We start from the raw sequence: 16,284 nt of genomic DNA, 5'->3' as shown, positions 1-16,284 counted from the left end.
TTATTTTCACAGGAATCTGAGTTTTAATGTGTGCTATCACACTTCTGATAGCGTTATTTTTTGAGAAATCATGAACGAAGGTAACCCCCCCACTTCTGAGGGAAGTAAAAAATCTGAAGGTCCGAGTAGAAAGTCCTTCTTTGAACGTCTAGGCCAAATATTTCAAGGCGAAGTTAAAGATCGCCAAGAGCTTGTGGATGTTATCCGCGGTTCTGAAATCAATGACCTAATTGACCACGACACTCGCGACATGCTCGAAGGTGTTATGGAAATTTCAGAGATGCGAGTACGCGATATCATGCTGCCTCGCTCTCAAATGGTTACAGTTGAACGCACCGACGATTTAGATACGTTGATTGCGCTTATTACTGATGCTCAACACTCTCGCTACCCAGTGATCAGTGAAGATAAAGACCATGTTGAAGGCATTCTATTAGCGAAGGACCTACTTAAGTATTTGGGTTCAGAAAGTGCCCCATTTGATATCGAACAAGTGATTCGCCCTGTCGTGGTTGTTCCAGAAAGTAAGCGAGTTGATCGCCTGCTCAAAGAGTTCCAAGAAGAGCGTTACCACATGTCTATCGTTGTTGATGAGTTTGGCGGTGTTTCTGGCCTGGTAACCATTGAAGATATCCTCGAAGAAATCGTTGGTGAAATTGAAGACGAATTCGACGATGAAGAAGAAGTAGATATTCGTAAGCTGAGTAAGCATACCTTCGCTGTTAAAGCTTTAACCACTATTGAAGATTTCAACGATACGTTTGAAACCTCTTTCAGTGATGACGAAGTGGATACAGTCGGCGGCATGGTAATGACAGCATTAGGTCACTTACCGGTTCGTGGCGAAATTGTAGAAATCGAAAACTACCATTTCAAAGTGACATCAGCTGATAACCGTCGTGTGATTCAGTTGCAGGTAACGATACCTGACGAACAACCTCTTCCAACTATCGAAGAATAACAACTTCTCTCTAAAGAGATGACAGAAATTAGATGACTAAACTATTTAATCATCGCCTATTACGGCCGCTTGCGGCCGTTTTTGTTGGCGCTATAACTACCCTTTCATTCGCTCCATATTCAATATGGCCTCTTGCTATTCTCAGCCCAGCTTTATTGTTGCTACTGATCAACAATCGCTCTCCAAAAAGTGCGCTTTGGATTGGTTACGCATGGGGCTTAGGCCAATTCACAACTGGTATTAGTTGGGTATACGTCAGTATTGATGGCTTTGGCGGAATGCCTCTGGCTGCCAACTTATTCTTAATGGCATTGCTTGTTGGTTACCTTGCGGTCTACTCCGGTCTGTTTACTTGGAGTTTAAACAAATTCTTTCCAAGCAATAACCTAAGCCGATTTTTTCTTGCTGCACCTGCACTATGGTTAATCTGTGATTGGCTACGCGGTTGGGTAATGACTGGCTTCCCGTGGTTATGGCTAGGTTACAGCCAAATCGACTCGCCACTAGGTTCATTCGCACCGATTGGTGGTGTCGAGCTTGTTACGCTAGCGATTATTGTGTCAGCCTCTGCACTCGCTTATACGGTCATAAATAAGGCGTGGAGTGTCGGCATTATTCCTGCGATTGTCTTCAGTGCTGGTTTCGGTATTCGAAACATCGACTGGGTAACACCGAACCCTGAGAAAACAACGTCAGTGGTATTGATTCAAGGCAACGTCGATCAAGACAGCAAATGGCTACCTAGCCATCGCTGGCCAACCATGATGAAGTACACAGACCTAAGCCGAGAAAACTGGGACGCCGATATCATCATCTGGCCTGAAGCGGCTATTCCAGCATTCGAAGTTGAGATTCCATCTTTCCTACGCAACTTAGATAGCGCAGCGAAGATGAACAACAGCTCAATCATTACTGGCGTGCTGAATCAATCTGAAGATAAGAAGTACTACAACAGTGTTCTTTCACTTGGTGTGAATCCATATGGTGAGTACAGCTACGATCCAGACGAACGCTACCATAAGCATCACCTGTTACCGTTTGGTGAGTTTGTTCCGTTTGAAGATATCTTGCGCCCATTAGCACCTTTCTTTAACTTGCCAATGTCATCATTCAGCCGTGGCGACTTTGTTCAACCAAACATCGTGGCAAATGGTCGTCATCTAGCGCCTGCATTGTGTTATGAGATCATATTTAATGATCAAGTTAGACAAAACGTAACAGATGAAACTGACTTTATTCTAACGCTCTCTAACGATGCGTGGTTCGGCCGTTCGATTGGACCATTGCAACATATGGAAATCGCACAGATGCGTGCTCTGGAGCTTGGGAAGCCGCTAATTCGCTCTACCAACAATGGTGTAACGGCAGTAACGGATCACAAAGGCAAGATCATCAAACAAATACCGCAGTTTGAAACGGCAGTGTTGAAAGCTGAACTCATTTCAACGGATGGTCAAACCCCTTATCACGTGGTCGGTACTTGGCCGCTGTATATCTGGGCATTGCTGAGTTTGGTGGCGGGCTGGTTTATGAGAAGAAAAGACTAGATTCGAGATTCGAGATTCGAGATTCGACGGAAAGTTGTTGAGGGTTGGCTAATTCAGTCAACCCTTTTTTATTGCTGCGGTTTAATATGGTTCAGGAGTTTATGGCTTAAGCGCTTTACGGCTAAACCCTGTCGAGCCACATTTAATACACGGAATAATCGTCGTTGGGTGGTTATATTCGGTTTGATGCCCACACTCATCACAAACGAGTGTCCCGAGTCCGATAACCTCATCCGCTTGATACAAGCCTTGATGTTCTAAGTCTTGAAACAGTTCAACCCATTCCACCTTAGTGCGATCAGTGATATCCAACAGCCCTTGCCAGATAGAATCTGTGATCATCAAATAAAATGGACCACCTTTACTCTCTTCATAGCTTTCGGAAAATTCTTTTAAATCCGATTTCACGTAAGCGGAAATCAACGACAGCTCGTCTTTGGTCATGTCATTGGCTGCTTTCGCATACTTACCTGACGTTTCTATTTTGTTGTTAAGCTCTTCAGGACTATGCTTCAGTGTTTCTATCACCTCTTCGACGACTTCTTCATAGAGTGCTTTTTTCTTCGGCATAACGACCTCCTTAAGATGACCAAGCTTTATCTTAGTGAACGGGTCTGCCGTTAAGCGACCAGTTCCTAACAAACAAATGCAATTCATACCCTTAAGTATAGCTGTCCTAAGTAATTCGGTTGAATTTACGCAATCAACCATGCTGCAACTGCAAGTATGAAGGGTATAACTATTGTTGTACTAAGCTCCTTTAGGTATTCTATGACGATCTGTAAGATTCTGTTCTAACCGAACTCACAAATTCCAAGATAACCGGATACCATCGATGCAAGAACAATATAACCCGCAAGAGATTGAACAAAAGGTTCAACAACACTGGGATGACAGCGAGACTTTCGTTGTAAGTGAAGACCCAAATAAAGAAAAATTCTACTGTCTTTCTATGTTCCCGTACCCAAGTGGCCGACTGCATATGGGTCACGTGCGTAACTACACCATCGGTGATGTGGTATCTCGTTTCCAACGTCTACAAGGCAAAAACGTAATGCAGCCAATCGGTTGGGATGCATTCGGCCTACCTGCAGAAAACGCAGCTGTAAAAAACAACACAGCGCCTGCTCCGTGGACTTACGAAAACATCGAATACATGAAAAACCAGCTTAAACTTTTAGGCTTTGGTTACGACTGGAAACGTGAATTCGCAACGTGTACACCTGAGTACTACCGTTGGGAACAAGAGTTCTTCACTAAACTTTACGAACAAGGCCTAGTTTACAAGAAGACTTCTTCTGTTAACTGGTGTCCAAACGACCAAACTGTACTAGCGAACGAGCAAGTAGAAGACGGTTGCTGCTGGCGTTGTGATACTCCGGTAGAACAAAAGAAAATCCCACAGTGGTTCATTAAGATCACTGAGTACGCTCAAGAGCTACTAGACGATCTAGACAACCTTGAAGGTTGGCCTGAAATGGTTAAGACCATGCAGCGCAACTGGATCGGTCGCTCTGAAGGTGTTGAGCTATCTTTCGCTGTTAACGGTGAAGAAGCGCCACTAGAAGTATACACAACACGTCCAGACACACTAATGGGTGTTTCTTATGTTGGTATCGCTGCAGGTCACCCACTTGCAGAGAAAGCATCAAAGAACAACCCAGAACTTGCAGCATTCGTTGAAGAATGTCGTAACACCAAAGTGGCTGAAGCTGAACTAGCAACGATGGAAAAGAAAGGTATGGATACTGGCCTAACGGCTATCCACCCTCTTAATGGTCGTGTTGTTCCTGTTTACGTAGCTAACTTCGTTCTTATGGATTACGGTACAGGTGCTGTAATGGCGGTTCCTGCTCACGATCAACGTGACTACGAATTCGCTACTAAGTACGGCATCGATATCATCCCAGTAATCAAGCCAGAAGATGGTTCTGAGCTAGATGTGTCTGAAGCGGCTTACACTGAGAAAGGTGTACTGTTCGATTCTGGTGAATTCGATGGTCTTGCATTCCAAGAGGCATTCGATGCAATTGCTGCGAAGCTTGAAGCTGAAGGCAAAGGTAAGAAAACAGTAAACTTCCGTCTGCGTGACTGGGGCGTTTCTCGTCAGCGTTACTGGGGTGCTCCAATCCCAATGGTAACCACTGAAGATGGTGAAGTTCACCCAGTACCAGCAGACCAACTGCCCGTTATTCTTCCAGAAGACGTGGTAATGGATGGCGTTACTAGCCCAATCAAAGCTGACAAATCTTGGGCTGAAACGACATTCAATGGCGAGCCTGCGCTACGTGAAACTGATACGTTCGATACGTTCATGGAATCTTCATGGTACTACGCACGTTACTGCTCACCACAAGCTGACGATATTCTAGATCCAGAGAAAGCAAACTACTGGTTGCCAGTTGACCAATACGTTGGTGGTATTGAGCACGCATGTATGCACCTGCTTTACTCTCGTTTCTTCCACAAGCTTCTTCGTGATGCGGGTTACGTGACATCTGATGAACCGTTCAAACAGCTTCTATGTCAAGGCATGGTTCTCGCTGACGCGTTCTACCACACGAACGAGAAAGGCACGAAGGAATGGATTGCTCCAACTGACGTGACTATCGACCGTGACGCGAAAGGTCGCATTGAAAAAGCAATCGACAACCAAGGCCGCGACGTTGAACACTCAGGCATGATCAAAATGTCTAAGTCTAAGAACAACGGTATCGACCCACAAGAGATGGTAGACAAGTACGGCGCTGATACAGTACGTCTATTCATGATGTTTGCATCGCCTGCAGATATGACGCTTGAGTGGCAAGAATCTGGCGTTGAAGGCGCAAACCGCTTCCTTAAGCGTGTTTGGAAACTGGTTCACGCTCACTCTGCTAAGGGTGCAGCTGAAGCTGTTGACGCTTCTGCGCTATCTGGTGACCAGAAAGCACTTCGCCGTGATATCCACAAGACTATCGCGAAAGTAACGGACGATATCGGCCGTCGCCAAACGTTCAACACAGCCATCGCAGCCATCATGGAACTGATGAACAAGCTAGCGAAAGCACCTCAAGAATCTGTACAAGATCGTGCAATCCTTGATGAAGCGCTAAAAGCAGTGGTTCGCATGCTTTACCCAATGACTCCACACATCTCTTACGAAATGTGGATTGCTCTTGGTGAATCAAATGTAGACTCAGCAACATGGCCAACTTTCGATGAGAAAGCACTTGTTGAAGACGAGAAGACTATCGTTGTAATGATCAACGGTAAGCTACGTGCGAAGCTAACGGTTGCAGCTGACGCAACAGAAGAGCAAGTTCGTGAGCTTGGTCTAAACGATGAGAACGCTAAAAAATTCCTAGATGGCTTAACGATCCGTAAAGTTATCTTCGTACCTGGCAAGCTTCTGAACATCGTAGCTAACTAATATTAGTTAACTAACATTGGCTAACTAACTAGTTGCAGATTAAAGCGAACTATCTTTTGTCTGCACATACAACTGCTGAAGCGAACTTATTTTGTTTTCAGCAGTCTTTAGACAGGGTGCAATATTGCCCTGTCTACTTATTTAAGTGCTTTAGATCCAGAGCCCTACGATTCGAAAGCTCTAAAGCCTTTAAATAAGTATTCTACCTTCATGAGAGCCATCAAATAATGCGCCTGATTTCACTATCTTCATTGAAAGTTACTATTGTTGTTTTAACCGTTAGCCTGCTAAGTGCCTGTGGTTTCCACCTACGTGGTGATTACTCCGTACCAGAAGAACTCAACAAGATCTCGGTAACCAGTTACGACCAATACAGTACGTTCACGCGTATGATGAAAGGCCAGCTGCGTATGAATGATGTAGAAATTGTGCCACCGGCAGAAAATACACCTAACTTGCACATTATTAGTGAGAGTGTTGGCGAACGTACTCTATCTCTTTACCAAAACACTCGAGCCGCAGAAAAAGAGCTGACGTTCAGAGCAAGATATAGAGTTACTATCCCCGAACTAGGCTCAAAAACATTCTCAACCAGCGTAACTCGCAGCTACCTAGATAACCCGCTAACGGCACTCGCAAAATCGGTTGAGCGAGACATGATTGAAGATGAAATGCGTAAGCTTGCGACAAGCCAAATCCTTCGTCAGATGGCTCGATTGAAAGCAAACATTGCAGCCGGTAGCATGGATCTACAAGATCTAGAGAACGTTCAAGTAAAAGAGCTAGAAAAACAGTACAACATTAAGAACATCGAAATTGACGATGTTGAGGTCGACGCCAGTGCAGTACCTGATGCTGAGCCTAGCGTAACGGTTGAGCAATAGGTTTATTCGATGCGTATTTTTGCCGATCGTTTATCTGAGCAACTTACTAAGCAATTAAGCAACGTTTACCTAATTTTTGGTAATGAGCCTTTGCTGCTGCAAGAAAGCCGAGAAGCGATTCAAAAGACAGCCAAAGAGCAAGGCTTCGAAGAGCGTCACCGTTTTGCGATTGATAATAGCCTCGACTGGAATCAAGTCTATGACTGCACTCAAGCATTAAGCCTATTTTCAAGTCGCCAGATCATCGAACTTGAGCTGCCTGAGTCTGGGGTTAACGCTGCGATTGCGAAAGAGTTACTCGCAATTTCTGAGCATATTCACAACGACATCTTATTGATATTAGTTGGAACTAAGCTGACCAAAGCCCAAGAGAATGCAAAATGGTTCAAAGCACTCTCGAATCAAGGGCATTGGGTAAGCTGTTTAACTCCTGATGTCAGCCGCTTGCCTCAGTTTGTCCAAGCGCGTTGTCGTCAGGTTGGCCTATTACCTGATCCAGAAGCGATTCAAATGCTGGCTCAATGGCACGAAGGCAACCTCTTCGCCCTAACTCAAAGCCTTGAAAAGCTCGCTCTTCAGTATCCTGATGGAAAACTCACGTTAGTCCGACTAGAAGAGTCTCTCAGCCGACATAACCACTTTACACCATTCCATTGGAGTGATGCGTTATTGGCAGGCAAAGGTAACCGTGCGCAAAGAATTCTGCGTCAGTTAGAAGCCGAAGGTGTCGAACCAGTCATCTTACTGCGTAGCATACAACGTGAGCTTGCTCTGCTATTACAAATGCAGCAACAAATGAAACAGATGCCAATCGGGCAGGTTTTTGACAAGCACCGTATATGGCAATCTAAGAAACCTCTTTATAACGCAGCGCTAACAAGAGTTTCGATTTCTCGATTACACTCCCTGTTTGCGTTGCTCACTCAAGCTGAATTGATGACAAAAACCCAATATGAGCAGTCGCCTTGGCCACTAATTCATCAGTTAAGCGTAGAGTTTTGTATCCCTTCCGCTTCTATACCGTTTCACGCATAAAAGCGTGTTATATTCTAGGGTCAAAATACCCTAAACAAAGCTAAATTCAGATTAAAGGAACACCCAGTGTTACGTGAAGAACTAAAAGACTTTCTTGCAGACAAAGCCGACGACATGAAAGCAGAATCGATTGTAACTATCGATGTAGAAGGCAAATCAAGTGTGACTGATTTCATGATTGTTTGTACTGGCACTTCTAAGCGCCACGTTGCCTCTATTGCACAACATGTCGCAGATGAAGTAAGAAAGGTAGGTCTACAACCGCTCGGTATGGACGGTCAGAAAGAAGGTGAATGGGTTGTCCTAGATATGGGTACTAGCATGCTTCACGTTATGCAAGAAGAGCATCGTGAGCTGTACCAACTAGAAAAACTTTGGAGCTAAGCGTTGAAAATCCAACTGATTGCTGTTGGCACTAAAATGCCGAAGTGGGTAGAAGAAGGCTTTCAAGAGTATCGCCGTCGCTTCCCTCACGACATGCCATTAGAGCTCATTGAGATCACTGCTGGTAAACGTGGCAAAAATGCCGATATTGCACGTATCCTTCAAAAAGAAGGTGAAGCGATGTTGGCCGCGGTTCCAAAAGGCAACCGCATTGTCACACTCGATATCCCAGGTAAAAAATGGGATACGCCACAGCTTGCTGAGCAATTAGAAAGTTGGAAATTGGATGGACGCGATGTGTCCATCCTGATTGGAGGGCCTGAAGGATTAGCCCCTGCATGCAAAGCAGCAGCGGATCAAAGCTGGTCTTTATCAGCACTGACCTTACCTCACCCATTAGTACGCGTTATCATGGCTGAAAGCTTGTATCGAGCTTGGAGCATCACTGCTAACCACCCGTACCACCGAGAATAAGCGTTAATGTTACGTAAACGTAGCCAAATCCGTGACTACAAAGCAGAAGCACGACTATTCACTAGCCGTGCTTTTGTTGCGTTTATAGGGATCATAGTCATGATGACTATGTTGGTTGTTAACCTGTATAACATTCAGGTCAACCAATATCAGGACTATAAAACTCGATCGAATGACAACCGAATAAAGGTTGTGCCTATCGCGCCCAATCGCGGTCTGATTTACGATCGAAACGGAGTACTCCTTGCGGAAAACCGCCCGGTTTTCAACCTAGAGATCATCCCAGAAAAAATTAAAGATATGGATGACACGCTCATCCGTTTACAAACCTTAATTGAGATTCCTCCTGAACGTATCGAGCGTTTTAATCGTGATCGTCGTAATTCACGACGCTTTAAGTCGGTACCGATTCTTAATCAGCTCACTGAAGAGCAAGTGGCCGTTTTTTCAGTCAACCAGCATAAATTTCCAGGCGTTGAAGTCACCGGAACTTTAAAACGTTTCTATCCTTATGGTGATGTTCTCACCCATGTAATTGGCTATGTCTCGCGAATCAACGATCGCGACATGCAACGTCTAGTTCGAGAAGAAAAAGACGCCAATTATCAAGCAACTCGTGATATTGGAAAACTCGGTATTGAGCGCTATTACGAAGACATGTTGCACGGAACTGCTGGCTATCAAGAAGTTGAAGTCAACAGCCGCGGACGCGTAATTCGCACACTCAAATTTGTCCCTTCAGTACCGGGTAAAGATATCGTGCTCAATCTCGATATCAAACTGCAGACGTACGTGCACAAATTGCTCGATGGGCGCAGAGGCTCAGCTGTCGTTCTCGATCCAAAAGACAATGGTGTATTAGCGATGGTATCAAGCCCAAGCTATGACCCGAACGCCTTCGTTCACGGTATTTCATCTAAGGGTTACAATGCTCTATTGCAGGATAAAAACCGACCTTTGGTTAACCGAGCGACTTTAGGTATATACCCACCCGCTTCGACCATCAAACCTTTCATTGCTGTTGCAGCATTGCAAGAAGGTGTCATTACACCGAACACGACACGAAATGACCCAGGTTATTGGAAGATACCTAATTCAAAAACCAAACCGTTTCGTGACTGGCTTCGCTGGGGACACGGTAAAGTTGATATCGTCAAAGCAATTGAAGAGTCTGTTGATACCTTCTTCTATCAAATATCCTTCGATCTAGGCATCGACCGCTTATCTAAATGGATGATGATGTTCGGTTTCGGTGATTACACCGGTATTGATATCTACGAAGAAAGTAAAGCCAACATGCCAACCCGTGAATGGAAAATGGCGCGACATCGTGTGCCTTGGTATCAGGGTGACACCATCCCCGTTGGTATTGGACAAGGTTACTGGACAGCGACACCCATGCAGATAGCGAAAGCGACCTCGGTATTGGTTAATGAGGGTGAAGTAACTGCACCTCATCTATTGCGCTCAACCATAGAAAACGGTCGCCCATTCGATGAACAAGTTCTTTCGGAAATCGAGACCTATCCACCAGTAACGGGGGTAAAACAGAAGTATTGGGATATTGCCCAAGAAGGCATGAAACTGGTAAACCACGGCAAAAAAGGCACGGCAAGACGCTCATTCCAGAAGATGTCTTACGTCTCTGCCGGTAAATCCGGTACCGCACAGGTATTCGGCCTGAAGGAAGATGAAGAGTACAACGCGGACGAGATTGCCGAGCATTTACGCGATCACGCCCTCTTTACTGGTTACGCTCCTTTTGAAAACCCTGAAGCAGTGGTCACCATTGTTTTAGAAAATGCAGGTGGTGGTTCATCCAATGGTGGCCCAGTAGTAAGAAGGATTTTAGACCATATTATCCTTGCAGAAGATTATGAAAGTAAGGCAATAAAATAATGAAACTTGATCCTTCAACTGGACGAAATAGAGCCTTATTCGAACGGCTACATATCGACCTGCCGCTATTGCTCGGCATTCTGGTTTTAATGGGCTTTGCCTTATTGATCATGTACAGCGCAAGCGGCCAAAGCCTTGCGATGATGGATCGCCAAGCGATGCGTATGGCTCTGTCTTTGGGTGTGATGATCTTCTTGGCTCAACTCTCACCACGCACTTATGAGAGCTTAGCTCCCTTGCTATTTGCAGGCGGTGTTATTTTGCTACTTGGAGTACTGTTCTTTGGTGAAGCCTCTAAAGGTGCACAACGTTGGCTGAACTTCGGATTTGTTCGATTCCAACCCTCAGAGCTACTAAAGCTTGCGGTTCCTTTAATGTTGGCAAGGTTTATTGGTAAGCGTTCACTACCACCGACTTTCCAAACCCTTGCGATCTCGTTGGTGATGGTGTTTGTACCCACGATTCTCATCGCTAAACAGCCCGATCTAGGAACGTCAATCCTGATTGCTGCCTCTGGTATCTTCGTTATCTTCCTTGCTGGGATCAGCTGGAAAATAATTATGAGTGCAGCGATTGCACTGGGTGGGTTCATCCCGATCCTGTGGTTCTTCTTGATGCGTGAATATCAGAAAGTACGTGTAAGAACCCTTTTTGATCCTGAATCAGATCCATTAGGTGCGGGCTACCACATCATTCAGAGTAAAATTGCGATAGGTTCTGGTGGGGTATCTGGAAAAGGTTGGCTACAAGGCACGCAATCTCAACTGGAGTTTATTCCAGAGCGACACACCGACTTCATTTTTGCGGTAATAGCCGAAGAATGGGGCATGATCGGTATTTTGTTTTTGCTCGCTATCTACCTATTCATTATTGGACGTGGTTTATTTCTGGCGAGCCAAGCGCAAACGGCATTTGGCCGAATGATGGCTGGCAGTATTGTACTGAGCTTCTTCGTTTATATTTTTGTAAACATTGGCATGGTAAGTGGCATTCTACCTGTAGTTGGGGTCCCTCTTCCGCTAGTCAGCTACGGCGGCACCTCAATGGTTACTCTCATGGCTGGATTTGGTATTTTAATGTCGATCCATACACACAGAAAAGCATTCTCAAAGGCGACCTAATTGATGTCTATTAAAGCATTCCCCCTAACAACATCTTTGGTCAATGAACTGCCAATCAAAAAAATGCTGTCTATCGTCGGCTTGGCGGTTTTGATTAATGGTTGCTCTTCCCAAGAGCAAAAAGGCCGTTACGACATTGATTCTGATATTGCGCCAGATGTGCCAATCTCAGTTGAGCACCTAGAGGACGCTCACCCTCAATATGAACCTTACAGCTTAGGTGGTAACACTAACTACACTCTGCGTGGTGAAGACTACAAAATCGTAAAGAAGACCGAAGGGTTTACCGAGAAAGGAAAAGCCTCTTGGTACGGTAAGAAATTTCATGGCCATTTAACCTCAAATGGCGAGATCTACGACATGTATTCGATGTCAGCAGCGCACAAAACATTGCCCATTCCAAGCTATGTAAAAGTGACAAATACCGATAACAACAAAACGACGATTGTTCGTATCAATGACCGAGGCCCATTCCATGAAGGCCGAATCATTGACCTTAGTTATGCGGCAGCTTACAAGCTCGATGTCTTGAGAACAGGCACAGCAAATGTTGAGATAGAAGTCATTACTGTAGCTATGCCAACTGACGCAAATAAAAAGGCCGCTTTGCCGCAATTTATTATTCAGGTTGCCACATCTCCGCATGAAGATAGAACCGAGAAGTTAGCCAAAGATCTAGGCGAAAAGCTAGCTGTAGCAACGTTCTTGCAGCCAAATGACGACAACTACCGTCTGATGCTTGGCCCATTTCATGACTATGCTCTGACTCAAGAGAAATTAGAACAAGTTAAGCTTATGGGTTACCCGTCAGCTTATATAAAAAAGCACACGCTAACTCGCTAATTAATCTAACAGTTACTTCTGGTAATCAGCGCTCTGGTGTGACAGAGTGATTCTGTTAATATATGAATAGTTCACCAAATAATTGCATTCAAAATGATTAAATCTAATAAACTTGTTAAATCGATTTTTGCTACTTCTGTTGCTCTTTCTGCAACGATAGCTACATCGTCATTCGCCGCTCCTATTGTTGTACCTGATGCACCTCAAATCGCCGCTAAAGGTTTTGTTCTGATGGATTACCATTCAGGCAAAGTACTAGCAGAGAAAGAAATGAACACTCAGCTTTCTCCAGCAAGTTTAACCAAGATGATGACGAGCTACGTGATTGGCCAAGAGCTTGACCGTGGTAACATCAACTTAAACGACGACGTTGTCATTAGCGAAAACGCTTGGGCTAAAAACTTCCCAGACTCATCTAAGATGTTCGTTGAAGTGGGTACAACGGTTAAAGTTGAAGAACTGAACCGTGGCATCATCATTCAATCAGGTAACGATGCTTGTGTTGCAATGGCTGAGCATATTGCTGGCTCTGAAGACGCATTCGTTGACCTAATGAACGCTTGGGCAAGCTCTATTGGCATGAAAGACACGCACTTCGCTAACGTGCACGGTCTAGACAATCCAAATCTATACTCAACGCCTTATGATATGGCTTTACTTGGTCAGGCACTGATTCGTGACGTTCCTGATGAGTACCGTATCTACTCACAGAAAAAATTTACTTACAACGGCATCACCCAGTACAACCGTAACGGTCTGTTATGGGATAAGAGCATGAACGTTGATGGCATTAAAACTGGCCACACGAGCAACGCAGGTTACAGCCTAGTAAGCTCAGCAACAGAAGGCAAAATGCGTCTTGTTGCGGTTGTGATGGGCACGAAGAATGCGAACGCTCGTAAAACAGAAAGCAAAAAGCTACTGAGCTACGGTTTCCGTTTCTTCGAAACAGTGGCACCACATACTGCTGGCGAAACATTCGTTGAAGAAAAAATCTGGATGGGTAGCAAGGACACAGTTGCACTAGGTGTCGACGAAGATACTTTCGTTACGCTACCTCGTGGTCAAGCTAAGAACCTAAAAGCTAGCTTCGTTCTTGAAAAAGAACTGGAAGCACCGATTAGCAAAGGCGATGTTGTAGGTAAACTATTCTACCAAGTTGATGGTGAAGACGTTGCTGAATACCCGCTACTTGCACTTGAAGATGTAGACCAAGGCAGCCTATTTAGCCGTCTATGGGACTACCTAGTACTGCTATTCAAAGGTTTATTCTAAACGAGTCAAACGTTTGTTCTAGCAATACATAAAGTTCTTGTATAGCTAACCTAATGAGTAAATTACTTATTTACGCATTAACGAACCAAAAGCCGCCATGTGCGGCTTTTGTTGATCTTGAGTTCGGTGATATTTACACGTAGTATTCCGCCTTATTACTCGTGTCTGTTGACCGAACACGCTTTTTATCGACCTTTCGCCAATTTGCGAGAGTCTAGCCTTTTGGAGCTAATCATGAACATCAATTCTGATGCAAAACTAAAAGACCTCTTAGAGTTCCCTTGTTCATTCACTTACAAAGTAATGGGCTACGCTAAGCCAGAGCTTACAGAGCTAGTGCTAGAAGTGATCCAGCGTCATGCTCCTGGTGACTACAGCCCAACACTAAAACCGAGTGCGAAAGGTAACTACCACTCTGTTTCAATCAATATTACTGCGACTTCTATTGAACAAGTAGAAACGCTATACAAAGAGCTGGGCGATATCGAAATCGTTCGTATGGTTCTGTAATCGACGATTACGCATGGAAAACAGCGGCTTATTGCCGCTGTTTTTGTTTGAAGCACACTATTGGACTCAAAATCATTCAACTTAATTTTCAATAAATACAAAGAAAGTTGAAAAACCTTGCAGTCCGTCTGTAGTTAGAATCATGTTTCGCGTTTATAATGCGTTCACTTTATTAATCCTTGAGGGAGTGCAGCTTTGCAAAATAAGCTAATCGTAAAAAAATTAGGCCGTCAGGATTACGAACCTGTGTGGAAAGCCATGCATAAGTTCACAGACGAACGCACAGAAGAAGACGTAGACCAAGTTTGGTTGGTTGAACACAACCCTGTCTTCACTCAAGGACAAGCAGGCAAAGCCGAGCATGTATTAAATGCTGGTGACATCCCTGTCATTCAAAGCGATCGCGGTGGCCAAGTGACTTATCACGGCCCAGGTCAGTTAGTCGCTTACTTTTTGATTAACATCCGCCGCAAAAAATTCGGTGTACGTGATTTGGTGACTCATATTGAGAACCTCGTAATCAACACTCTGAAAGCTTACAATATAAATTCAACTGCCCGACCTGATGCTCCAGGTGTCTATGTCGATGGCAAGAAAATCTGTTCACTCGGATTACGTATTCGACGCGGTTGCTCATTTCATGGGCTCGCACTCAACGTCGATATGGACTTATCCCCATTCCTACGCATTAACCCATGTGGTTACCAAGGTATGGAAATGGCTCAGGTAAGCCAGTTAGGCGGACCAAGTGAATTAGAAAGCGTTGAGCAACAGTTAATACAAGAGCTAGTAGAACTACTCGGCTATGACCAAGTAGACATTCAAGCCACCAGTAACATTACAGCAGAAGCATAAAATCATGAGCAAACCAATCCAAATGGAAAAAGGCGTTAAATATCGTGACGCTGACAAAATGGCATTAATTCCCGTAAAGAATATGCCTGCTGAACAGAAAGAAGTTCTACGTAAGCCTGCATGGATGAAGATTAAACTTCCTTCAGACAGCCATCGTATTCAAGAAATCAAATCAGCAATGCGCAAGAACAACCTGCACTCAGTTTGTGAAGAAGCGTCTTGCCCTAACCTAGCCGAGTGTTTTAACCACGGCACGGCAACGTTTATGATTCTTGGCGCTATCTGTACTCGTCGCTGCCCGTTCTGTGATGTTGCCCATGGTCGTCCTGTTGCTCCTGAAGCAGAAGAGCCGAAGAAACTGGCTAAGACGATTAAAGACATGAAACTGAAGTACGTTGTAATCACTTCAGTTGACCGTGATGACCTGCGTGATGGTGGTGCTCAGCACTTTGCTGACTGTAACCGTGAAATTCGCGAACAGAATCCAAACATTCGCATTGAAACACTGGTTCCAGACTTCCGTGGTCGTATGGACGTTGCGCTTGATCTGATAAAAGACAACCCGCCAGATGTTTTCAACCACAACCTAGAGACAGCGCCACGTCTATACCGTAAAGCTCGTCCAGGCGCGAACTACAAGTGGTCTCTTGATCTGTTGAGAAAATTCAAAGAGCAACACCCAGACATCCCAACGAAATCTGGTGTAATGATGGGTCTTGGTGAAACGAAAGAAGAGATCGTTCAAGTATTGAAAGATCTTCGCGAACATGGCGTAACGATGCTGACACTAGGCCAATACCTGGCACCAAGCCGTCACCACTTACCAGTAGAACGCTACGTACCGCCTTCTGAGTTTGATGAACTGAAAGAGATTGCTCTTGAACTAGGCTTCACTCACGCAGCTTGTGGCCCATTTGTACGTTCTTCTTACCATGCCGACTTGCAAGCTCAAGGTATGGAAATTAAGTAACCACATTGCTTAAGCCAAAATTAAAAAGGCGCTGAACTGTATGTTCAGCGCCTTTTTTCTATCGAGCAAAACAAGCTTGTTCGATACGAAAACAACAAAGCCACTCATTAAGAG

The 16,284-nt window shown here is 44.6% G+C and carries 15 protein-coding genes; 14 read left to right on the top strand and 1 reads right to left on the bottom strand.

All coding sequences use genetic code 11. From position 1 onward, the window contains the following. Nucleotides 1–70: 70 nt before the first annotated feature. Together corC and lnt are read left to right on the top strand one after the other, a co-directional pair. Nucleotides 71–961 (top strand): CNNM family magnesium/cobalt transport protein CorC, encoded by an 891-nt coding sequence (corC, locus tag AC3CKG_RS03435; RefSeq protein WP_017104425.1) that lies wholly within the window; start codon nt 71–73, stop codon nt 959–961. 32 nt (nt 962–993) lie between these two features. Continuing rightward, nucleotides 994–2,508, top strand: coding sequence for an apolipoprotein N-acyltransferase (gene lnt, locus AC3CKG_RS03430; protein WP_065113502.1), 1,515 nt, complete (start codon nt 994–996; stop codon nt 2,506–2,508). Nucleotides 2,509–2,607: 99 nt separating this feature from the next. Here lnt and AC3CKG_RS03425 read toward each other — a convergent pair whose 3' ends face one another. Next, nucleotides 2,608–3,078: a zinc ribbon-containing protein gene (locus AC3CKG_RS03425; protein ID WP_017104427.1), complete on the bottom strand. Its 471-nt coding sequence runs from the start codon at nt 3,076–3,078 to the stop codon at nt 2,608–2,610. Nucleotides 3,079–3,343: 265 nt separating this feature from the next. Between AC3CKG_RS03425 and leuS the strand changes: the two genes are divergently transcribed. The 12 genes from leuS (at nt 3,344) to lipA (ending at nt 16,170) form a co-directional block, all read left to right on the top strand. Further along, nucleotides 3,344–5,920, top strand: coding sequence for a leucine--tRNA ligase (gene leuS, locus AC3CKG_RS03420; RefSeq protein WP_102361788.1), 2,577 nt, complete (start codon nt 3,344–3,346; stop codon nt 5,918–5,920). 227 nt (nt 5,921–6,147) lie between these two features. After that, entirely contained in the window at nt 6,148–6,804 is a 657-nt protein-coding gene (locus AC3CKG_RS03415) for an LPS-assembly lipoprotein LptE (protein ID WP_076668150.1), read from the top strand. A gap of 9 nt (nt 6,805–6,813) precedes the next feature. After that, on the top strand, nt 6,814–7,839 hold the full coding sequence (gene holA / locus AC3CKG_RS03410) for a DNA polymerase III subunit delta (RefSeq protein WP_017110191.1): 1,026 nt from the start codon (nt 6,814–6,816) through the stop codon (nt 7,837–7,839). Nucleotides 7,840–7,905: 66 nt separating this feature from the next. Further along, the gene (gene rsfS, locus AC3CKG_RS03405; protein WP_017104431.1) at nt 7,906–8,223 is read left to right on the top strand and encodes a ribosome silencing factor; all 318 of its coding nucleotides are present in this window, start codon (nt 7,906–7,908) and stop codon (nt 8,221–8,223) included. Nucleotides 8,224–8,226: 3 nt separating this feature from the next. Continuing rightward, nucleotides 8,227–8,697 (top strand): 23S rRNA (pseudouridine(1915)-N(3))-methyltransferase RlmH, encoded by a 471-nt coding sequence (gene rlmH / locus AC3CKG_RS03400; RefSeq protein WP_065104956.1) that lies wholly within the window; start codon nt 8,227–8,229, stop codon nt 8,695–8,697. 6 nt (nt 8,698–8,703) lie between these two features. Continuing rightward, the gene (gene mrdA, locus AC3CKG_RS03395; protein WP_076668149.1) at nt 8,704–10,596 is read left to right on the top strand and encodes a penicillin-binding protein 2; all 1,893 of its coding nucleotides are present in this window, start codon (nt 8,704–8,706) and stop codon (nt 10,594–10,596) included. Then, nucleotides 10,596–11,717, top strand: coding sequence for a rod shape-determining protein RodA (gene rodA / locus AC3CKG_RS03390; RefSeq protein WP_065104958.1), 1,122 nt, complete (start codon nt 10,596–10,598; stop codon nt 11,715–11,717). Before mrdA ends, rodA begins: the two co-directional genes overlap by 1 nt. A 3-nt stretch (nt 11,718–11,720) precedes the next feature. Next, entirely contained in the window at nt 11,721–12,560 is an 840-nt protein-coding gene (locus AC3CKG_RS03385) for a septal ring lytic transglycosylase RlpA family protein (protein WP_029223454.1), read from the top strand. A gap of 93 nt (nt 12,561–12,653) precedes the next feature. Continuing rightward, entirely contained in the window at nt 12,654–13,835 is a 1,182-nt protein-coding gene (locus tag AC3CKG_RS03380) for a serine hydrolase (protein ID WP_017062336.1), read from the top strand. Nucleotides 13,836–14,066: 231 nt separating this feature from the next. After that, entirely contained in the window at nt 14,067–14,345 is a 279-nt protein-coding gene (ybeD, locus tag AC3CKG_RS03375; protein ID WP_029223455.1) for a DUF493 family protein YbeD, read from the top strand. A gap of 195 nt (nt 14,346–14,540) precedes the next feature. Further along, nucleotides 14,541–15,200 (top strand): lipoyl(octanoyl) transferase LipB, encoded by a 660-nt coding sequence (gene lipB / locus AC3CKG_RS03370; protein ID WP_076668146.1) that lies wholly within the window; start codon nt 14,541–14,543, stop codon nt 15,198–15,200. A 4-nt stretch (nt 15,201–15,204) separates the two neighbouring features. Beyond that, nucleotides 15,205–16,170 (top strand): lipoyl synthase, encoded by a 966-nt coding sequence (gene lipA, locus AC3CKG_RS03365; RefSeq protein ID WP_488528815.1) that lies wholly within the window; start codon nt 15,205–15,207, stop codon nt 16,168–16,170. Nucleotides 16,171–16,284 lie beyond the last annotated feature (114 nt).

Source organism: Vibrio sp. QJM3NY_15 (assembly GCF_057785995.1).
This window is presented reverse-complemented; position numbering and strand designations above follow the sequence as displayed.